This is a genomic window from Lysinibacillus sp. JNUCC 51, assembly GCF_015999525.1.
GTDB lineage: Bacteria > Bacillota > Bacilli > Bacillales_A > Planococcaceae > Lysinibacillus > Lysinibacillus xylanilyticus.
The window spans coordinates 4,048,725-4,066,397 of record NZ_CP065545.1 but is presented as its reverse complement, the minus strand read 5'-3'; the positions used below and the strand labels follow the sequence as shown (position 1 = coordinate 4,066,397).

General features: G+C 33.6%; 28 protein-coding genes. 4 read left to right on the top strand and 24 right to left on the bottom strand.

Going from position 1 to position 17,673, the window contains the following annotated elements:
- Positions 1 to 290 precede the first annotated feature (290 nt).
- The 8 genes from JNUCC51_RS19595 to JNUCC51_RS19560 all read right to left on the bottom strand — a co-directional run bounded on the left by JNUCC51_RS19595 (position 291) and on the right by JNUCC51_RS19560 (position 5,361).
- A complete protein-coding gene (locus JNUCC51_RS19595; RefSeq protein WP_337989386.1) occupies positions 291 to 1,376 on the bottom strand; it encodes a hypothetical protein in 1,086 nt (361 codons plus the stop codon).
- Positions 1,345 to 2,640: a hypothetical protein gene (locus JNUCC51_RS19590; RefSeq protein ID WP_337989385.1), complete on the bottom strand. Its 1,296-nt coding sequence runs from the start codon at positions 2,638 to 2,640 to the stop codon at positions 1,345 to 1,347. Before JNUCC51_RS19590 ends, JNUCC51_RS19595 begins: the two co-directional genes overlap by 32 nt.
- A gap of 234 nt (positions 2,641 to 2,874) precedes the next feature.
- Positions 2,875 to 2,982, bottom strand: a complete 108-nt coding sequence (locus tag JNUCC51_RS19585; protein WP_337989384.1) for a terminase small subunit — start codon at positions 2,980 to 2,982, stop codon at positions 2,875 to 2,877.
- Between the two features lie 152 nt (positions 2,983 to 3,134).
- A complete protein-coding gene (locus JNUCC51_RS19580; protein ID WP_337989383.1) occupies positions 3,135 to 3,629 on the bottom strand; it encodes a hypothetical protein in 495 nt (164 codons plus the stop codon).
- 151 nt (positions 3,630 to 3,780) lie between these two features.
- Entirely contained in the window at positions 3,781 to 4,068 is a 288-nt protein-coding gene (locus tag JNUCC51_RS19575) for a YjcQ family protein (RefSeq protein WP_337989382.1), read from the bottom strand.
- Positions 4,069 to 4,245: 177 nt separating this feature from the next.
- On the bottom strand, positions 4,246 to 4,617 hold the full coding sequence (locus tag JNUCC51_RS19570) for a hypothetical protein (RefSeq protein ID WP_337989381.1): 372 nt from the start codon (positions 4,615 to 4,617) through the stop codon (positions 4,246 to 4,248).
- 139 nt (positions 4,618 to 4,756) lie between these two features.
- Positions 4,757 to 5,068, bottom strand: coding sequence for a S24/S26 family peptidase (locus JNUCC51_RS19565; RefSeq protein WP_337989380.1), 312 nt, complete (start codon positions 5,066 to 5,068; stop codon positions 4,757 to 4,759).
- 14 nt (positions 5,069 to 5,082) lie between these two features.
- A complete protein-coding gene (locus JNUCC51_RS19560; protein WP_337989379.1) occupies positions 5,083 to 5,361 on the bottom strand; it encodes a hypothetical protein in 279 nt (92 codons plus the stop codon).
- A 473-nt stretch (positions 5,362 to 5,834) separates the two neighbouring features.
- On the opposite strand from JNUCC51_RS19560, the gene JNUCC51_RS19555 reads away from it, so the two are divergent.
- The gene (locus tag JNUCC51_RS19555) at positions 5,835 to 6,047 is read left to right on the top strand and encodes a helix-turn-helix domain-containing protein (RefSeq protein ID WP_337989378.1); all 213 of its coding nucleotides are present in this window, start codon (positions 5,835 to 5,837) and stop codon (positions 6,045 to 6,047) included.
- A gap of 102 nt (positions 6,048 to 6,149) precedes the next feature.
- Here the strand turns inward: JNUCC51_RS19555 and JNUCC51_RS19550 are convergent, their stop codons facing one another.
- Positions 6,150 to 6,728 carry a GIY-YIG nuclease family protein gene (locus JNUCC51_RS19550; protein WP_337989377.1) on the bottom strand — a complete coding sequence of 193 codons (579 nt, stop codon included), beginning with the start codon at positions 6,726 to 6,728 and terminating at the stop codon, positions 6,150 to 6,152.
- A 597-nt stretch (positions 6,729 to 7,325) separates the two neighbouring features.
- On the opposite strand from JNUCC51_RS19550, the gene JNUCC51_RS19545 reads away from it, so the two are divergent.
- A complete protein-coding gene (locus JNUCC51_RS19545) occupies positions 7,326 to 7,973 on the top strand; it encodes a hypothetical protein (RefSeq protein ID WP_337989376.1) in 648 nt (215 codons plus the stop codon).
- A gap of 261 nt (positions 7,974 to 8,234) precedes the next feature.
- Here the strand turns inward: JNUCC51_RS19545 and JNUCC51_RS19540 are convergent, their stop codons facing one another.
- The 9 genes from JNUCC51_RS19540 to JNUCC51_RS19500 form a co-directional block, all read right to left on the bottom strand.
- A complete protein-coding gene (locus tag JNUCC51_RS19540) occupies positions 8,235 to 8,528 on the bottom strand; it encodes a hypothetical protein (protein ID WP_337989375.1) in 294 nt (97 codons plus the stop codon).
- Between the two features lie 58 nt (positions 8,529 to 8,586).
- Positions 8,587 to 9,015 carry a hypothetical protein gene (locus JNUCC51_RS19535; RefSeq protein WP_337989374.1) on the bottom strand — a complete coding sequence of 143 codons (429 nt, stop codon included), beginning with the start codon at positions 9,013 to 9,015 and terminating at the stop codon, positions 8,587 to 8,589.
- Positions 8,993 to 9,211: a terminase small subunit gene (locus JNUCC51_RS19530; protein ID WP_337989373.1), complete on the bottom strand. Its 219-nt coding sequence runs from the start codon at positions 9,209 to 9,211 to the stop codon at positions 8,993 to 8,995. The genes JNUCC51_RS19535 and JNUCC51_RS19530 overlap by 23 nt, the downstream gene beginning before the upstream one ends.
- A 67-nt stretch (positions 9,212 to 9,278) precedes the next feature.
- Positions 9,279 to 9,836, bottom strand: coding sequence for a YfbU family protein (locus tag JNUCC51_RS19525; RefSeq protein ID WP_337989372.1), 558 nt, complete (start codon positions 9,834 to 9,836; stop codon positions 9,279 to 9,281).
- Positions 9,837 to 10,030: 194 nt separating this feature from the next.
- Positions 10,031 to 10,849: a hypothetical protein gene (locus JNUCC51_RS19520; protein WP_337989371.1), complete on the bottom strand. Its 819-nt coding sequence runs from the start codon at positions 10,847 to 10,849 to the stop codon at positions 10,031 to 10,033.
- A 55-nt stretch (positions 10,850 to 10,904) separates the two neighbouring features.
- Positions 10,905 to 11,531 carry a hypothetical protein gene (locus JNUCC51_RS19515; RefSeq protein ID WP_337989370.1) on the bottom strand — a complete coding sequence of 209 codons (627 nt, stop codon included), beginning with the start codon at positions 11,529 to 11,531 and terminating at the stop codon, positions 10,905 to 10,907.
- A 7-nt stretch (positions 11,532 to 11,538) separates the two neighbouring features.
- Complete coding sequence (locus JNUCC51_RS19510) at positions 11,539 to 11,970, bottom strand: hypothetical protein (protein WP_337989369.1); 432 nt, start codon at positions 11,968 to 11,970, stop codon at positions 11,539 to 11,541.
- A gap of 249 nt (positions 11,971 to 12,219) precedes the next feature.
- A complete protein-coding gene (locus tag JNUCC51_RS19505; RefSeq protein WP_337989368.1) occupies positions 12,220 to 12,828 on the bottom strand; it encodes a BRO-N domain-containing protein in 609 nt (202 codons plus the stop codon).
- A 374-nt stretch (positions 12,829 to 13,202) separates the two neighbouring features.
- Positions 13,203 to 13,496: a hypothetical protein gene (locus tag JNUCC51_RS19500; protein WP_337989367.1), complete on the bottom strand. Its 294-nt coding sequence runs from the start codon at positions 13,494 to 13,496 to the stop codon at positions 13,203 to 13,205.
- Between the two features lie 180 nt (positions 13,497 to 13,676).
- Here JNUCC51_RS19500 and JNUCC51_RS19495 point away from each other — a divergent pair, with 180 nt between their 5' ends.
- Positions 13,677 to 13,955 (top strand): group-specific protein, encoded by a 279-nt coding sequence (locus JNUCC51_RS19495; RefSeq protein ID WP_337989366.1) that lies wholly within the window; start codon positions 13,677 to 13,679, stop codon positions 13,953 to 13,955.
- Positions 13,956 to 14,048: 93 nt separating this feature from the next.
- On the opposite strand, the gene JNUCC51_RS19490 is transcribed toward JNUCC51_RS19495, so the two are convergent.
- The 6 genes from JNUCC51_RS19490 to JNUCC51_RS19465 all read right to left on the bottom strand — a co-directional run bounded on the left by JNUCC51_RS19490 (position 14,049) and on the right by JNUCC51_RS19465 (position 16,767).
- Positions 14,049 to 14,570, bottom strand: coding sequence for an ERCC4 domain-containing protein (locus tag JNUCC51_RS19490; RefSeq protein WP_337989365.1), 522 nt, complete (start codon positions 14,568 to 14,570; stop codon positions 14,049 to 14,051).
- On the bottom strand, positions 14,571 to 14,822 hold the full coding sequence (locus JNUCC51_RS19485) for a hypothetical protein (RefSeq protein ID WP_337989364.1): 252 nt from the start codon (positions 14,820 to 14,822) through the stop codon (positions 14,571 to 14,573).
- Between the two features lie 126 nt (positions 14,823 to 14,948).
- Positions 14,949 to 15,848, bottom strand: a complete 900-nt coding sequence (locus JNUCC51_RS19480) for a hypothetical protein (RefSeq protein WP_337989363.1) — start codon at positions 15,846 to 15,848, stop codon at positions 14,949 to 14,951.
- A gap of 65 nt (positions 15,849 to 15,913) precedes the next feature.
- Positions 15,914 to 16,231 carry a hypothetical protein gene (locus JNUCC51_RS19475; RefSeq protein ID WP_337989362.1) on the bottom strand — a complete coding sequence of 106 codons (318 nt, stop codon included), beginning with the start codon at positions 16,229 to 16,231 and terminating at the stop codon, positions 15,914 to 15,916.
- Between the two features lie 59 nt (positions 16,232 to 16,290).
- Complete coding sequence (locus JNUCC51_RS19470) at positions 16,291 to 16,560, bottom strand: hypothetical protein (RefSeq protein ID WP_337989361.1); 270 nt, start codon at positions 16,558 to 16,560, stop codon at positions 16,291 to 16,293.
- Positions 16,561 to 16,767 (bottom strand): helix-turn-helix domain-containing protein, encoded by a 207-nt coding sequence (locus JNUCC51_RS19465; protein WP_337989360.1) that lies wholly within the window; start codon positions 16,765 to 16,767, stop codon positions 16,561 to 16,563.
- Positions 16,768 to 16,990: 223 nt separating this feature from the next.
- On the opposite strand from JNUCC51_RS19465, the gene JNUCC51_RS19460 reads away from it, so the two are divergent.
- On the top strand, positions 16,991 to 17,647 hold the full coding sequence (locus JNUCC51_RS19460; protein ID WP_337989359.1) for a helix-turn-helix domain-containing protein: 657 nt from the start codon (positions 16,991 to 16,993) through the stop codon (positions 17,645 to 17,647).
- Positions 17,648 to 17,673: the final 26 nt, after the last annotated feature.

Below are 17,673 nucleotides of genomic sequence, written 5' to 3'. Positions count from 1 at the left end.
ATTTCAAAGCTTTATACCTTCTTTATGTATTTTTTAATAATGCAAAGTAAAGCATAAAATTGTATTGCTTTGGGGCTAAGTGGGGCTAGATTGGGGCTATCAAAAATTGGCGGGCGTGTGTATAGGAATGTGCGAGTAAGAAACAGGAGTAACATTGCAAATGATTGTTAAAAACCCAGGATATTGCACAATTTGTGTTTTATTTAAATACCTTCATATATTTGTTCAATCTCGTTGGATAGAGTAAAAATAAAAAGAGCGGTAAAACATAAAATGCTTTACCGCTCTTTTTATGAACCTTTTCGACTAATACGCATTTCTAGTTCTTCAAATTTTTCACTAAGAAAATAATATAAATTCACTTTATTTTCGTGAATAAATTTAAAATCGTCAGTATTAATATTAATAATATATTTTTTGAGACGCGCATGCTCAAGTTGACTGGCTCTTGCAAATTTATAGTCGTCCCCTGAAAACTTTTTATTAGAAAAAAGAATTCCTGACTTTGTATTATCCATTTTATCAATAACTGCCGCTAATTTATCTACCCATTTACTGGGCATATTACCATCTTCGTTTTTACATTCACCAATAAGTCTATTATTTATTACCCTTAATAACGGGATTTCAATATCTTTTAGATAAGGTTTTATACTAATAGTTACATCTAATTGATTAGTAACCGTACTTATAGTGGAATCTACTTTAAAGAAGGTTATAAACGATAATAAGAGACAACTTAGTTCTTCCAAAGCTTTGCCCTTTTCTTCGGTACTAATTCCTTTTGCTGTAGAATCAAGAAATCTTTGATAGTGTTTGTCATATTCATTCCAGTTGGGTCTAAATAAAGCTCGGTCAATCTCTTCTCTATACAAAGGGGCATTTACTTGCATATCTTTATAAGAATAATTGCTTACACTTTTAGATTTTCTAGCCACAGGCTTAAGCTTGTTAAAGCTTTTTGGTGTTATTTTTAACTTAATATATTTTGGACTATCTGGATCCGGAGAAACAATTAAATCAAAAGAGATTTTTATGAATTCCTGGTATTCAAAAGGGTCAAATACTTGCCCACAATCTTCACATTTTATTAATTCTGGAATATCGTCTATATTTCCAAATATCCCAACTAACACTGTCTCTTCATCAGGACAATAAACTTCATAATTTATCTCTAATATACCTGTTTCAAGCATAACTAAAGAAAACAGTTCATTAGATGTATTAAAATCTACGCCTGTATCAACTGCAAATCTAGCTGGTCTAATTCGTCTTTTTTTTCTACCACTTAAGTTCCCTAACCATGTATCCAGAGTATCTATAAGAGTAGCATTAACCCCATGTCTACTTAAATGATTCAATGAGGGAAAGTACATGTTCATACTCCTCCTTTATTAAATATCTATTGAATTCTACTTTATAGAAGCCAGTATAAGTACCTAGCTTAGTTTTTATTCTTATAACCTTTTTTTCATCTTCTTCCTTTGGTTCAACAGATAACATAGTTTCTCCATCTACTTCATCATCAAAATCTAATTCACTTTGAACTGCTTCTGTAGATGCTGATACTTCTTTAAACCACACTACCCATAAATTATCAAGTAATTTTACTTCACTAATGGTTTCTCTTGTATCAAAGAAGATATCAGATGTTTGTATAGGAGTACCTCTTTCTTCACTTCTTGCGTTGATTCTCCCTCCTCTATCATCCCTAAAATCAAACATATTTACATAACCTTTTTTACCTACTACATATACACTTATAATGTCTTCATCTTTCATTATTAATGCACGCTCTAATAAGCCAACAATTCTATCTGTTAAATTAATTGGGTTATTATTACTCGGTAGTTTTAAATTCCCGGCTATTTGTTGAGTAAATCCTTCTATTAATTCGAGATGGTTTTCTACTTCAGGTTTAAACAGTAGTTCAACAAAGTTAGTTAATTCTTGCTCAATTCTATACATTACGCTTTTCATTTCTTCTGTAGCACCATCCAGAAACTCTAACTCAAACTCGTCCTTCATTCTCTCTAAGTATTTTTTAGCTAAATAGTTCGAAGAAATTACTTGCGATTTCATATTTTCATCTTCTTTTATAGAGGCCTGAGATCTAGTTCGTAATGTTAAGATATTTTTTATAAAATCCATTTCTATACATATATACGTATTTACAGGGTCAAATAGTGACTGCTTTTCTTCAAAAAACATTAAGTAGTTTTTTTCTATATACCCTAAATATACCTTTGTTACTATATCATCATCTTCTTCAGATGTTTCATATTCAAAACGTGATAAAGTCGGTGATGCAGGTTGGTTAATCCTATCTATATTATTAAAGGGATGTATACCCCTATCCTCGAAATACCCTAGTAATTTTTCCTTGGATATAAATTCTTCAAAAGTCTCTGGATCAATTTCTATAAAGAAATTATGCTTATTTTTCCCATACCATAATTCGTTACGCAAAAAATCCCTGACAACATCTACTTCCAGACTCCCAGCATTAACTGCATTTTCTATATTTTTGAAAATAACTTCTTTGTTACCTTTACTATCTACACCGTTGTCTTTAGCAAATTGTCTTACAACCGCACTATGTACTAATTCTACAATATCTTCTCTAATTTTAAATTCCACATCAAAACCTCCTATAATCATTATCTATTCTTCTTAATTCTATTCTTTCGAGTAGAACAAAGTATATAAGATAAATTTGATATTAAGAATGTTCAAATTCCATTCACTACTTTTTTGTATATTTAAGACTGTTTTTCTGTTATAGAGTAGATATTTTTGCTAATTTATATTTTATCTCATAACCTTATTTTCAAAAATAACATATTAGTAACCACCTCTTGGTATTTTCTATTTTTAAGCACACCTTGCTATTCTTTGTGATTTTAATTCTTCCATCCGTTTTTCAATATAGGATTTTATTTCAGGTTTCCCCAGGTTCTCATCGCCGATTCTATATGCCATCTTTTGACTGTATCCAGCCTTAATAGCTACTTGAGTAGCATTTTCAAACAATAATAATCTGTGTTTGCAAATCAACTAGCATAATGGTGGATGTTAATGATTGAACGTAAATCAAATTCAAAAATAACAAAAAGAATCCCCTTTCAGGAATTCTAATTAATTTCATTATTCACTATTTTACTTAATTCTGGGCCGTCAATAATTTTTTCTAGTATTAAGTAATCTGTATCAAACCACCAAGTACACTCAACAAACCAGAAAAAGAAATTAGATCGTCTAGTATTATAGTTGTATTCCTTAGCACATAAATTCAAATATTCTTGATCTAAGTGAAGACAGTGAAAATCTTTGGCTACTTCATTATAATCAGATTTATAGAAAGACTTAAAATGCTGCTCATCTCTAAAATCATTTATACTAAATATCTTCACACCCTCTTTTACTGTATATAAATAACCTTGATAAACATGTGCGTATGGTTTATGCACCTTCTTTTGTAACCATTCGCTGCCATATCCTTTAATGTACGATGAAGTCCAAAATCCACCTATCCTGTCGCCACCTAGAACAGGTTCTTCATAATATTTTTTTACTTTACTAAAATCTACAGTGTCACTATTTAGTCTGACATGTAATTGTTTTTGCATTATTTCACCCCCTTTCCATCATAGAATAAAGGCGTATACAAAACTTCAATAACTTTTTGACCTCAAAAGCAAGTACCTATTTATCAAAGGAAGGGAAATCTGCTCGACACTCGCTTTTGAGAGCAAAATAAAAACACCCCCCGAGGGATGTTTATAATTTAAACCATTCTCTAACTTCTTTAATGCCTTTGTAAGTTTTAGCTAGAACACTATTTTCACGTAGATAAGTTTCTCCCTTTTCAGTTAGAGAAGGTCCTATTTTGTGTAAATGAGCTCTATCATCTGCCCAAAAAACTCCGGATAGATAGTTTTCTCTAGACAAAAAACCTAGAGCTGCATCAAAATCATCTTCTGATACACCAAAATCATTTTCCGTTAAAGGTAAATTATTTGAATCTATTTCTTTTAAAATCGCATATCTTAATTTATCCTTATTCATATTATCCCCTCCAAACTCTATAATACGTTAGAGGACGGAAATCATGTAATATAAATTTGATACAATAAAAGCCTTACATCGTGCTATAAGACTCATCTAATTGGCATAATACAGCTGAGGATAAACTACGCCCTCACTTCAAAGGTCATAAATCGATGGGCTGTAGATCTACGAACGCTACAAAGCTTCTCTATTAGTAACATATATACCCAAACGCTCATTCATATAAAGAGTATTTTTGCTTTTCCATTCAAATACTTTATCCCGTGGATAACGAGCTGAAATTGCATGACACTTAGGAAATCCTTCCATGCGAATTATCTTTTCGACAGTTGATAATTCACATTGGAATATTTGAGCTACATGTTCTTTTTTCAGATTTGAAGGGAGAGTTAATTCGAATTTCATATTTTCTCTACAATCTTCCATCCCCTTTTTATAGGCCTCTATAACTACTTTTTCTACTTTCGCCCTGATTAACTCTAACTCAAGTTCATTTATTTTTATTTCTAAATTAATACTATGTTCCATTTCCTTTTGCACTTTCATAATATTGGCTCCTTTAGTTAAAATATATTTTCATCAATACCATTAACTCTATAATGTCCAATCTTGAAGAAAAGAAAAAGAAGCGGTTAAATTGTTAATCCAAGCCGCTTCATATATGTTATTATATTTATGATTTATTTCAGTTTACCAACTGGATTTTTGAAGCTGTCGTTGCCGCGACGGCTTTTTCATTTCCTAATGTTCCACCAATCACCTTGCCAATAACCTTCACCTGATGTTCTCGTACTACTTGTATACTTTCACCTAACAATAAGATTTGATTACCGAAGCGAGTGAAGGGACTAATAAAACGTTCTCCGGCCGCTTCAAATACCGCTAAATCCTTTCCGTTGCTTCGAGGCTGTTCTGTTGAAACTAGCACCTCATCGCCTTCTAAAAGCCCTAATCCAATACAATCATTCATTACTTCTAATTTAAATTCTGATTCCATTTTGAAAACCTCCCTTAGTTATCTTGTAAAGCTATTTTGACTGTACTAAATAGGTCTCTTAGCAGTGCTTCAGCATGATAAACGTTGTCGCTTACTATTCTGTTGAAAACTCCATAACGATGGTAATCATGAACAATGCCAATCTGCACATCGCGCTCATCGACATTACAACGACCGAAAAATTTTTCTTCAACTAGCTGTTGAACATAATGCGCATTTTCTAAAATCTCTAGAATATCCGCTAGTGCATCTACTGTATTTACTAAGCTAAATGTTACTGTTGTTTTTTCCATGTTTTTTAGCTCCTATCTGCTATGTTTTATAGTGTGATTTAATTAAATGATCCGATACCTTAGCGATTTGTTGCTACTGCATTCAAAAGTAATTGCTTGTTGCGGTCTGACATGGCACACCACTCTTTAACTGTTACTTTCATTTGGATGCCCCCCCCTTTTTAAATAGAAAAAACTTCGTCCCCCACAAATTAATTATTGATCTGTTGTGTGAGCAACTTCATATAGCTTTTAATCAAAGCACGAACTATTCGCTGGCTTTCTAACTCTGATAGTCGATTCATATATTCACCTACCTCTTTTAGTATGTCGGTTATTTCTAGTCCATTCACCGACTGAATGTTGACAGCTTGCATAACTACGTTCCGTTGTCGTAAATTCATATTACAACAACTACAAAACGTTGTCAACTACGTTCCGTTGTCAAACACTTTATAATTTGATATTATTAATTTTGGGACGAGGTGAAAAAAATGCGTGCAAAGTCCACTTTAAAGAATGTTCTTGATGAAAGAGGCCTTTCGATTAGTAAGTGTGCTGAAATGGCAGGGTTAAAAAAAGAAACTGTTCGTCGTCTGTATAATGACACTACTATGCAATACCAACGAGATACTTTAGGGGCGTTATGTAAAGCTTTGGATGTCGAAATTTCCGACATACTCACTTTAGTAGAAAATGATGAATAGCAGCAAAAAGCATCTACTCTACTGGAGCGGATGCTTTTTGTATGTGCAGCTTGTCTCTTCAATACATAATAAAAAGCCACACCTTGTTGGATGTGACATGACTTAAAAGTTATTTAAAATGATTCCATGCTCTCTCCTATATAATTTGTCAGCATATTGTTTTCCCTCACTGATAAAACATGCCATTTGTCGTTCATGAATTAAATTAGCCGGAAACTTTTTTAGGTACTCTAAGTAGTCATCTATTATTCTCCAAAACCTCTCCTTCATTTCCATAGAAGTAGATTGCATTTCTAACACAGCGAGATTAATTAATTTTTCTAAAACAATTATTTCTTCTTTATCAAGATTATAATTTTCACTTTTAAGAAAATTTCGCATGGATTTGATTTTACCGTACTGCTTATCTTGGATTTTAAGTTTCTCAATGTATTTTATTATTTTTATGTTAGGGAAAAACCATTCATCCCTTTTATTATATTTTCTAAACTTTTCATGAAGATAAAATTCGAATCTTTTGCCACCAGTAGTACAGTGAAGTAAAGTTAATTCTTCTGGATTGGCAGTTTGGAGTTCTTTTAATCTTCTTTGTACACTTGTTCCAGAACCCATTTTTATTGGTCCATCATTCGCCGATTGAATAAAATAAACATCATCTGAATTACTCAAAGTAAAATACAATATCCATCACTCCTCAATATTTTAAAGTCTGATCGCCATATTTGATGGGCAGCTGGTATGTTCTTTTTTTGATAAGCTGATGCTCAATTTCTGGTCTCTAATATTATTTTCGCCACTCGTGGCGAAAAATATGCTGTAATGCTCTATTACTCCATTAACAATTTCAAGGTTAGTAACAACTTTGCTCTAAGCAAAAATAAGTTTACTGGATTATCTCACTTCACAATTTTGGAAGGTCCTATTTTTCTACTTACAAGAAAAAGAAATCAGCAGAAACAAAGGTTTCTATAGTTACCCACACTTTTGTGGTCACCTTTTCTCAGTATGTAAACATTGTTTACTACCTTCTTTAACACAAGACCAAAATTAGACAAACTAATCATCCCTCAAAAGTGGACTCACCAATTTCGATCAGACTGGCCCAACTTTACTTTATCCTATCTTTTTATATCAGTCAGTGTTCCACTAAATGACTTGGAAGACATCTTTTGGATTTCTTGCTCTAGCAATAGCTTATGAACACCCCACCAATCTCTTAAAAAAATAGTATAAATAATCTATAATAACCTTATTATTACTTAAAGGTAGGTTATTAAAATGTATATTAAAATTAAGAAACAAAAACAAAGTAAAAGTAATTTCTTTTTTAGTTTACTAATTTACAGTTTGATTTTTTTCGTTATTTCATTTGCTGTAGCCGTAGGAATTCACCAAAGAATTATTGGTGAATATATTAATGACTTAAACGGAGCCTTTTTTGTTTTTCTAGCTCCAGCGATTTCTACAATTATTTGTACATACCTTGTCCTCGCTTATTCATTTTCAAAAAAATACATAAATAAAAGATACCTTTCTACTTTTAAAGACACACTTGCACAATTAAGTGTATTCTTCACTATTATTGTTAATGCAGTCGTAAAGTTTTATGTTCCAAATAATGAAACTGATAATACAGTAAACAAATCTGATTTCATTTTATTTAAAGAGTTTACAGAATTCCTTGTTACAATCACTCAACCAATAAACTATATATACACTTTACCTTTGTATTTGAGTATGATGACTTTAATAATTCTCGCTTTAGAGCATTCTAAGTTTGTTAGTAATCCAATAAAAAAGAGGAAACTTATCCCCTCAACTAAAGTTACAACAAAAACTGCTAATATGGAAAAATTAGAACAAATCCTTATCGAAATAGAACAAAACATTACAATTGCAAGAAATCTTTTGAATAATAATAATTGAAATCTATTACTTGATTTCAACTTCATTTATATAGGAAGTCCTGAAATCCTTTGACATTTGAAATATTTTTTTATCGTAAATCATCCATAAAATAAGGCAGCCTCTCCAATTGCGTTAGTTTACCTCACGTGTAGTGGTTGCCTTCTCTTCGATTCGTTGCACCTTCATTGATGATTCCTTTACTGGGCAATAAACACAAATATAAAAAGCCGAGTTTCCTCGACTTTTCATTATCTCCTCAACACACCTGCCCGTGTGATTTTATATTCCCCATTCATGGGTTACTATGTATTCTATCGTTTCCACCGTAGGCTTGTAAATCCAGAATCTTTTTCCTTTAGGTCCTCTGCGGCGTTGATATTGTCTCACTCTTGGATCATGAAGAAAAAAATCCTCTAAGTATGATTTACTCATACAAGTTAAACGAACCAACTCATCTATATCACAAAGAATAAGATCTTGTCTTACATATTCATCAATCTGTTTTTTAACTTCTTGCTTAATGGTAGTCATAGCCTCGTCATCCAGCGTTATCTTAACATCAATATTTTTCATTTTTATTTATAAACCCCTTTTCTAAATAAGGTATTTTTTTATATCCAAAAATTCCGATTTATCTAGAGTTTAAATTTATTGAATTATTTTTTATCCATTCAAATACCTCATCTCGTGGATATCTCGCTTTCATATATGGGAATTTCGGAAAGCCGAAAATATTTTTCAATTGATGTATTACTGTATCACTACACTGAAATATTTCCTTTAAATCCGAATTGGTTAACAAAGGTGGCCATTTATGCTGTTGTTTTCCATACTCTACTCCTTGTAAAAAAGCCTCTTCCGCTACTTGCTCAATTTTTAATTTAACTAATTCTAGTTCGAGTTCAGTTATTTTAACCTCAATATTAACCTGGTTTATTTCGTTTTTTTTAGCCACAACCATACCTCCACTATTATTTGATTTATCAAATATTTTACAATAGGCACTAACTCCAGTAAAACATTGGCCAATACCCACTCTATGTTTTAGCAACTCTCTCATATATTAATTCTTCCATACGATTTTCTATATAAGATTTCAGGTTAACATTAGTTAACATTCTGCTTGCAGCTGCCTTCGCCGTACTTTCCTTCTTCACGTTCGAATATGCCTTCAAATAAGCTTCTGTGGCATTTCCCAGTTCAATATAATAATCAGCAAAAGCTTGTTGCTTCACCGTTAACTTTTGTTCAATCAATGGCATCGCCTCATTATGCTAATTGCTTTGTAAAATAAAAAAGCACCCAAGAATGGATGCTAGAAAATTATATATTTAATATTTCTTTAATTTCTTCAAATGTTAAATCGTCAGAACTTCTAAAGCCTTTAGAAGTTTTAATTTCATTGTGTTTCTGTATCATTGTCTTTAAAGTGTTCATACTTGGCCCGAAACCGTGAGAATTAAAGTCTTCAATTTTCCCTTCTTGCATGAACTCTTTAATTTCACTATATTGATCTAGTTGTTCGACTAAGAATTTATAGAAGCTAAAATATTTCACTTCAACATCATCATTTAAATCAAAACCTTTAAATAACACTTCATCTTCGTCGATTATCTTTCGAGCTTCTTCATTACGAGACCATGAAAAATACAAATCTCTATATAAATTCAACACTTCAACCACAAATTTACATTCTACTGGGTTAACCTCTTCAGAAAACCATTCTGTAGCTAAAGAATAGTATTTAGAATATCCAGAAACAAAAATATCTCTTAAATTTTCATATTGTCTCTTTTCGTAATCATCATTAGTTAATCTCGAAAGAATTTCATATTGATTCGCAATCATTAATCTATCTTTCATACTTAAAGTGTCTTCCATCCTTATCACCTCCAGCCCAATCGTAACCTAATATTAGATAATTATGTAATAACATTTTGATACAATTATTTAACTCTCAAAAGCAAGTACAACCGATCAAAGTGTAAGAAACTTAGCTCGATACTCACTTTTAAGGGCAAAACAAAAGCACCTATCGGCCATTGAGCGTAGATGCTTGTTTACTGCTATTTTGTTTATAATCCCCATTGCTTTTTCAATTTCGTTAAAAACTTCATCTTACTACCATCATCCCCACAAGCATCTGGATGAAACTTCTTGGAACCCAATCGGTAAAGTTCGTGCAGTATCTTCTTTTCATCATCATTGTAGTTACTAGATTCATTACTTAAGTAACTACTACCGTTTTCACCCGAATAATTGTTGTAGTTACGCTTGAAACTTTCCTCGTAACTACGCTTTGCATATTCTTCACGTGCTTTTTTGTCAGCAATTACTTTTTCTAAGTATTCAGGATTCCTCAACTCTCCAAAAACGTCATAGCAATGTCTATATGTGTCTTCACCATATAAATCCTCGAAAGCCTTTTGTACTTTTCTATGAGTTTCTAATATTGCATCGTGCTTCTTCTTTACCTTATATTCTTCAGTCTGTTGAAACTCCAATTCAATCTGTTCGACAAGTGGTCCCAATTTAGCATTAATCATTTCATGAAAGGTATCTTCATCAATACCCATTTCATTTAATTTCCCCTCTAAGACACGACTAACATAACGATCACCATACCAGGAATCGATAAAATCATAGTATCCCATTGTGCAAATAACCCATTGTTTCTTTTTTACTTTACCATTCTCTCGGTAGCTGTGATGTATACTAATTTTATAAGCATCTAATATCGGCCTTTCAAATCGTTCATCGCTGTATGTGTAACCGTATGACTTCTTAGGTTCCTCACCGACAAAGCCAAATGTTGTCTCAGTAACAATGATTTCTTTATGTGTGCCATACGGATCTGGCTTCTTCTTTTGTACTTTCTGAATGACACAAAACATGTACTCTGCTCCTTTCCATGTAGTTACTTTTCGATTACATAAAGTACCTACACGACTAATAACACGCTACTGCCTTTTGGAAGCGGCCTTTAACAGTAAATCTATTCCCATAGTTCTGTAACGCGCTTTCCGATAATTCAACCCGGCCATACTGTTTTTCTTTTTCCCGTCTTTTCATAATGTCCTGATCGAATGAACCATTCCTATCCCAGTAATCTGAAAACAGTTCTTCATCATCCATCGCCTCTATCTGTGCATCCCATTCAGTCACTGACATTTCGCGAGCACTTTCTTTAATTTGCTCACGCTCTAAAACGTAATTCAAGCACTCTTTCAGCGTTTTTAATACATCAGGGTATAAATCAACAGAATTTGCTTTCCAAGCCTCATACTGTGCTCGCTCGTTATCATAGAGAAGGGAAACTGCTTCTTCCAATACTTCAACACGCTTTTTTACTTTATCCATTCGCTGAATTCGTTTTTCATAAAGCTCTACCAGGTAACTAGCATAATCTTCAACGTGACAAGCCAATTTGTAGATACGGCCACTACCATAATCGAAACCAGTTGTCGTAGGAGCAATACCTTCATAAGCTTCTTGTCGCTCCGCTTGATATATTCGTTCGATTTCTTCTATTTCTCGCTGTGCATGTAAGTACGCCCAAAATTGGCTATCTGTCATCACGCTATCACCCTTTCATTCGTTGTTCTCTTGCTTTTAAGCGGTCAACCATACTTTGTTGGCTAGTGTTTGAAACATCCTCTATATGGACTTCCTGATTATTTAAAAGCTTAAGTAGTCTTTTGTACGCTAAATTCTCTAATGCTTTTAAATTTTTTATAGCCCTTGTGGGTTCGATATTTACATAATCAAAGAAAATTACGGCTGTACGTTCTCTTGGCACATTCTCGGCCCTATGAGCTAGGATAAGCTCATCCTTAAATTTCAGATCGTCACCGCAACTATCGAGAATATCTTGTGCCCTTTCAATCACCTCAATAGCGCTGGATATTTTATAACGCTTTACCTCACCCTCTGGCATGGCCTCCGCTTCTTTTAATGATTCGTACGCAGCTGGTATTTGCTTTCTAAAAAGGCGTTTTAGTTCATCTAAAGTCAATGTCTCTCACCATCCCGTATATGCAATGCACTCATATTTGCAAACATTTAAAAAAACCGGTTGCCGACAAAAGCCAACATCTTCGAAGCGGTTATTAGCCTCCTACAAGCAACATATCTTAGTATTTCTTGCATCCTAAATACGAAAAATGTTAGCAAAAGTTAGCATAGTTGCATTCTAGATGCACACTATTTATGTTTGAATTCATGTATTAGTTTTTAATCACATATTAATCAGCTTTACTGCCTGTTAATGCACATACTTTTCATACACTTTCTTACTGACTGACAAGTCAAGTCGGAATTTCTCTTTTGCGATCATTAAATCAACTGTATCGGCTAAGATTGGCTCTCGTTCAATTAACATCTCAGGTGTCATCTGATTTTTCTTTAGAGATTTCACGTGTCCATAACGACTAGAAACTGCTTTGTTAGCAATTGTGTTTGCTTTTATAAAGTTTACCTTTGTTGGTTTCAACAATGATTGATGTAACTTATCCATTGTTTCCTTTTGATGCTCTTTATCTAGCATCCTAAAGATTTTGAAACCTTCTAATCCACTAGACTGACGGAGTGTTTTAACTACTTCAAATAGCCAATCTTCAAATGCTTCTGCCTCAGGCCTTTGTGAACGAGTTACTGCTTTGTAAATCCCTTGTTCACTGATCAATGTCACCTTTTGGTTCATATCATCCAATCTGGATGATGTAAGATACTTCTTTTTCAAGTGCTTTGTCATAGCTTGCGTTTGACTATAACCCAGAGCATCTGCAATATCTTTAGCAATACCCCACCACTCACCTTCAATTTCCACGAAACGAATTTCATAATCGAGCCAATTCTCTGTTTTGATTTTCACTAGATTACTCCACCTTTCATTTTTCAAAAATTGCAACCGTCGCAAGAAAAGGTTGCATCCTTTTTAGTTTGGTATGCACACTTTTGGATGGATACTCTTTCTGTTCTGCAGCACTGTAGTACTACGAAGAATTGTCGTAGTTGATTGAAGTACTGCAATGGAGTACTCCGTAAAAGTGTTGGGTTTTGCAAGGCTTTAACATCATAAATACCTTACGTTTTCATACTGTCCTGTTCCGTTTGGAAATTGAATTGAGTTCCGTTTTGGAAAGTTGCAACCTTAACATTTCTCAACATGTCCAGTGCATGCATCGAAAGCGTAATGTATCTTAGCTTTTGTAGCCTTTCATAAGGTAAGTTGTTTGTTTCGTAACGTTACCATTCATCGAACCGTTTCATTTCTTCCAACTTCTCATAATCTCGATGTGCTAGTGAAACAGCCAATTTCAAATATTGTTCTTGATGTGCAACACTCGGAAAGTACTCGATTAATTCAGCACATCGACATATAGCAACGTTGCCTATCCAGTTTTCTTTCGCTGCTACTCTTCTAACAGTTTGGTAAGGTACGCCAAAGAGCTCGGAAACGTCCTTTAACGATGTATGGCTATTTAATTGGGAGCGTGCGTAATATTCCCTCATCCAATCCCAATCGAATTTAAGATTCAAAATAGACACTCCTTCACTGAAAACGTATAAAATTACTTTCCTGGCTTTATGTGTACCCATTGAGAATGTACTGATTGCAATGTTTGGCAACCTTTTAATGTAGTACTACATTAAAAGTACTCCCTTTTCACAGCCTAATTATCGACTGTGAGAATTTACTACCAAAGGAGAGATATAATTATGAACTCAATAATCACCGTTTCTATCGATAAAGCTGAAATGGAACGTCTTGTACAGAAAGAAATCAAAGCACAAATTCAAGAAATTAATGCAGATCTAATCTTCTGGGACTTAAAGGAGCTATGCCGTCGAACATGTATGAGCAGATCGTTCATTCTCGAGCGGTTCTTTTATCATCCAGATTTCCCTAAATATAAAGTCGGTACTAAGTGGCTTATGCCGCCTAAAGAAACAGAAGAATTTCTAAGCAATTGGTTGAAACGACAACTACGCTCTTAGATAGTCGCTTTTCTTTTTAAGGTGTCTTATTTGTCCAATTACTACTTTTTAGTGAGGCCCAAATTTGACACCCCATGTTCAGAACTTAATTTTCTATCCTTTCAACGCAGCTCGAACATGATAATAAAGATGGTTGTATATCCAGTTACCACTTAATTGCCTATCATTCATAAAGGTTGTAGGGAAACAGTAACGTGCCTCAAACGTTTTGATTCGTGCAAGTAATGCTTTGGCATTGTATTGGCTTCTGTAGTTACCGTGTACCAAGTCCGAGTAACTACCTTCGACCAATAGAGAAAAGTTTGATTTCTGCGATTGGATCAATTCATGTTCGAACCTCTCCTCTTTGATGCTGCTGGCTAATTCGTCGATGCTGTTCTTACGTTCCACAGTGAATGGAAAGTAGGTGTCTCGGTATATACCCAGCTCGAAATTTTGCGGAATCATAGCACTATAATCCCCTGTATCTAGCTTTATAGCTGTATATGGGATATTATTGACTTGGAAAAAGTTTATAATATGCTGATTCACTTGCTCCCTCGTATCAATGAGTATCACCATTGACGAGAGGAGCTTTTTTAGTTCAGTGTCTGTATATTTGAATTTAGTAATCATCTATAGATCACCTTCATTCCCTTGATACTCGTTAAATTCATAGCCCATGCTAAAGCCCTGTATAAATGCTCCTGCTTCCGCTTCTTTCACATGTTTCACCATTAGCTCAACTAATTTATTGTTCTCGTCATGACTCAAAGGTAAAGCTTTTAAGAATGCACTTAATTCGTTCGCTGTCTGTATAAAAGCCTCTGTACGTTCAATTTGAATACATACGTTTTCTAAATCAGGAAAATTTATTACGTCTCCCATGTCCCTATCACCCTTTCTAGTATGGTTTAATAGCCCTAGAAGTAGTTTTCACTTTCATCCTTATCACTTATCAAAATTAATGCTAAAACACTTCTAAGAGTTTGCTATACACCTTTTCAACCTACTTTACCCACTCATTGCTGTAGAGCTTTGCTTTTTTCTCTCATTCAACATGTTCAATATATGACTACTTAGCTTCTTAGGAATTTCCTCAAGCTGTGCTGTCTCTTGCAAAACCGTCATGATTGAATCGTAATCAGAATATACAAGCCACCCAGGTATTTCTTTATAGACTTGCTCGTCAACATTATCGAATGTGAATTGTATTGCTTTTTCAATACTTACAATTTGCTCATTTCGAGAAAGAGACCGACCGACGACTGTTTTTTCTTTTTTCTTTGCTTTTTTTTCTCTATTTACGCTATTAGATATACTAGAGGCGGGAAAAGATTGTCTGTCTGTCTTTTCTGTTCTAAAATCTTTTGAAGTAATATCTGTTGTATTTTCTGAAGTAATATCTTGTAGTAATTTATGGTTATTGGTGTGATCATTTTGAGCATTCTGATTGCTCATTACCAGCAACTCATCTGCTCGTTCTGAACAACTGGTTTGCTTATCTTGAACACATGGATTGCTCATTTCGAGCATATCGTCTGTGCAATTTGAGCAACTCGATTGCTCATTTTGAGCAGTCATGATATTTGTTAGATTTTCGTAATTAATCCGATACCATTTTGTTTTATCGATACCCATTTTGTTATATTCACTCGTACTGACTAAGAAATCTTGTTTTTCCAAACTACTGATTACTCTGCGAATAGTAGCATTAGACCAAAATGGCAACTCTTGTTGCCACTCTAAATACGTCTTATATACCCACACAAAACCGTCACGTTCATTCTTCGACCTTTGCTTCCAATAGTGAAGTTGATTCAAAAAGACGGCTTCATTTAAACCGATTATTTTAGCTAAAACAGGTGAAAAACCTAAAAATGCCCCTTCTACTAGCCGTTCTTCAATTTCCAAAACTATTCACCTCGATTCTTAGAAGCTGTCATAAAACACACCTCCTACCTTTGTTATTATTAAGATTAAAAAATCGTTTCTGCAGCTCCCCTCATAGCTTCAATGATTTTCTTATGTGTGGCTATATAAAGCTCTTTATCATGTAAGTAAGATGCAAGTTCATCTCTATTTCGTGCTAACCAGTAGCCTGAATGATTTCCGCTCTTAATACTTACTACTGGAACACCTTTCAAACGCAAATCAAATATAAGCTGATGAAAGTAACGTCGATCTTTAATCATTAATCGCTCCATAATTTGTGAGCCTGTTAAACTCTCTGATTCTCTCAACCCTTCTAAAATGTGATAGACACGTAATTCGTCGTTTGTCAGATTTTCATACATTTCTTTGGCCTCCATTCTCCTTCATCTATTCCATACACACGCCGCCAAGCTGTGTAGCTTCACCATTCATTTGTAATTTCACTTATAATTTCAAAGGCTTGTCGATATGGCCACCAGCGCTTTCGGTTCTTTTTAATCTCAATAGCTCGCATACGCATATCACAAGTAATTACATCCTCTAACCACCGCTTCGACATACAAGTTAGATCAGCCATTTTATCTAAATCTATCAGCCACAAAGTCTCTCTAATTTCCTCATCAAGTCGCCTTTCGATGTACTGACGCACTGCTGTTTTATCAATGTTCACTTCAATTTGTGCCGGTAACATTTAAACAACCTCCTTCGGAATTACGATTAAATCGTTTGGAGTACATTCAAAATAATTACAAATAACAGTAATTGTCTTTATATCCATACGAGTAGTTTTTTCATGATAAATGCTAGCAATTGTATTTCGTGATATTCCTGTTGCCCCTGAGAGTTGTGTAATATTTATGTGTTTCTGAGCCATTAACAAACGCAGGTTATTTTTCACCCATACCCCTCCTTTTATTCTTTACAGAATGACAACTAAACTATACATTTCAATAAAGTTCATAAAATATATTTATCAAAACGCTAACTTTCCTTGTCGTTTAACTTTTAACGAATTCTACCATACAAATTTTAAATATACAAGTTTGATTGTCGCATAGCTAAGTTAACTTGTCATTTTGCTTTAATACTGATATATTTCATATATGGAAGGTGGTTTAAAAATGATTAGAAATCGTTTAGCTGCATTGATGGCAGAAAGAGGATTAAAAATAACGCGTGTTGCAAAAGATACAGGAATATCGAGGAATACAATTACTTCAATTTCTCAAAATGATAGTGAAATGATGCGTATGGAAACTATTAACACCCTATGCAAATACCTCGGTGTTACACCATGTGAATTTTATGAATATGAACCTATTGATTTCGAATTTTCTGTTTTTCTAAACAGTTTTAACTATTATTTAGATAGAGATTTTGTCTATTCGTATATCAATGTAAACAATATAGATATTGAAGTAATTTTAGATGTTGATAAATTGCCACAAAAACAAAGTTTCGACTTAAAATGTTCACTGTTTACATCTAAAAAAATGGCTCTAGATGAACCCGATTCACCGATTCAAGTAAACATTGAATTTGAAGACTATACAGAGAAAAACACTTTTATAAATGAAATTTATAACAAAATAAATAACTCTTTCCGTCAAGATATTTATAAAAACCTTAAGAATGTTTTAGTAAATGAATTAAAAGAAAGAATATTACAAGAGATAGGAAATACTGCATTCAGCATAAACGAAAAACAAGAACTTGAAAAAAGTATCAAAAACAGTTTTAGACTAGAAATACTTTCTGATGTATTTGCACCATTTTAAGATTATCAATTAAACATCTCATTACT

What these genes read in the sequence shown, in the direction of transcription:
- JNUCC51_RS19560 (WP_337989379.1), bottom strand. Translation starts at nt 5,361, where the DNA reads ATGGAAAAAACAACAGTAACATTTAGCTTAGTAAATACAGTAGATGCA.
- JNUCC51_RS19535 (WP_337989374.1), bottom strand. Translation starts at nt 9,015, where the DNA reads ATGAGAGAGTTGCTAAAACATAGAGTGGGTATTGGCCAATGTTTTACT.
- JNUCC51_RS19585 (WP_337989384.1), bottom strand. Translation starts at nt 2,982, where the DNA reads ATGGCATATAGAATCGGCGATGAGAACCTGGGGAAACCTGAAATAAAA.
- JNUCC51_RS19460 (WP_337989359.1), top strand. Translation starts at nt 16,991, where the DNA reads ATGATTAGAAATCGTTTAGCTGCATTGATGGCAGAAAGAGGATTAAAA.
- JNUCC51_RS19565 (WP_337989380.1), bottom strand. Translation starts at nt 5,068, where the DNA reads ATGGAATCAGAATTTAAATTAGAAGTAATGAATGATTGTATTGGATTA.
- JNUCC51_RS19575 (WP_337989382.1), bottom strand. Translation starts at nt 4,068, where the DNA reads ATGAATAAGGATAAATTAAGATATGCGATTTTAAAAGAAATAGATTCA.
- JNUCC51_RS19470 (WP_337989361.1), bottom strand. Translation starts at nt 16,560, where the DNA reads ATGTTACCGGCACAAATTGAAGTGAACATTGATAAAACAGCAGTGCGT.
- JNUCC51_RS19490 (WP_337989365.1), bottom strand. Translation starts at nt 14,570, where the DNA reads ATGATTACTAAATTCAAATATACAGACACTGAACTAAAAAAGCTCCTC.
- JNUCC51_RS19520 (WP_337989371.1), bottom strand. Translation starts at nt 10,849, where the DNA reads ATGTTTTGTGTCATTCAGAAAGTACAAAAGAAGAAGCCAGATCCGTAT.
- JNUCC51_RS19580 (WP_337989383.1), bottom strand. Translation starts at nt 3,629, where the DNA reads ATGCAAAAACAATTACATGTCAGACTAAATAGTGACACTGTAGATTTT.
- JNUCC51_RS19495 (WP_337989366.1), top strand. Translation starts at nt 13,677, where the DNA reads ATGAACTCAATAATCACCGTTTCTATCGATAAAGCTGAAATGGAACGT.
- JNUCC51_RS19545 (WP_337989376.1), top strand. Translation starts at nt 7,326, where the DNA reads ATGTATATTAAAATTAAGAAACAAAAACAAAGTAAAAGTAATTTCTTT.
- JNUCC51_RS19485 (WP_337989364.1), bottom strand. Translation starts at nt 14,822, where the DNA reads ATGGGAGACGTAATAAATTTTCCTGATTTAGAAAACGTATGTATTCAA.
- JNUCC51_RS19475 (WP_337989362.1), bottom strand. Translation starts at nt 16,231, where the DNA reads ATGTATGAAAATCTGACAAACGACGAATTACGTGTCTATCACATTTTA.
- JNUCC51_RS19515 (WP_337989370.1), bottom strand. Translation starts at nt 11,531, where the DNA reads ATGACAGATAGCCAATTTTGGGCGTACTTACATGCACAGCGAGAAATA.
- JNUCC51_RS19570 (WP_337989381.1), bottom strand. Translation starts at nt 4,617, where the DNA reads ATGAAAGTGCAAAAGGAAATGGAACATAGTATTAATTTAGAAATAAAA.
- JNUCC51_RS19595 (WP_337989386.1), bottom strand. Translation starts at nt 1,376, where the DNA reads ATGTACTTTCCCTCATTGAATCATTTAAGTAGACATGGGGTTAATGCT.
- JNUCC51_RS19525 (WP_337989372.1), bottom strand. Translation starts at nt 9,836, where the DNA reads ATGGAAGACACTTTAAGTATGAAAGATAGATTAATGATTGCGAATCAA.
- JNUCC51_RS19555 (WP_337989378.1), top strand. Translation starts at nt 5,835, where the DNA reads ATGCGTGCAAAGTCCACTTTAAAGAATGTTCTTGATGAAAGAGGCCTT.
- JNUCC51_RS19540 (WP_337989375.1), bottom strand. Translation starts at nt 8,528, where the DNA reads ATGAAAAATATTGATGTTAAGATAACGCTGGATGACGAGGCTATGACT.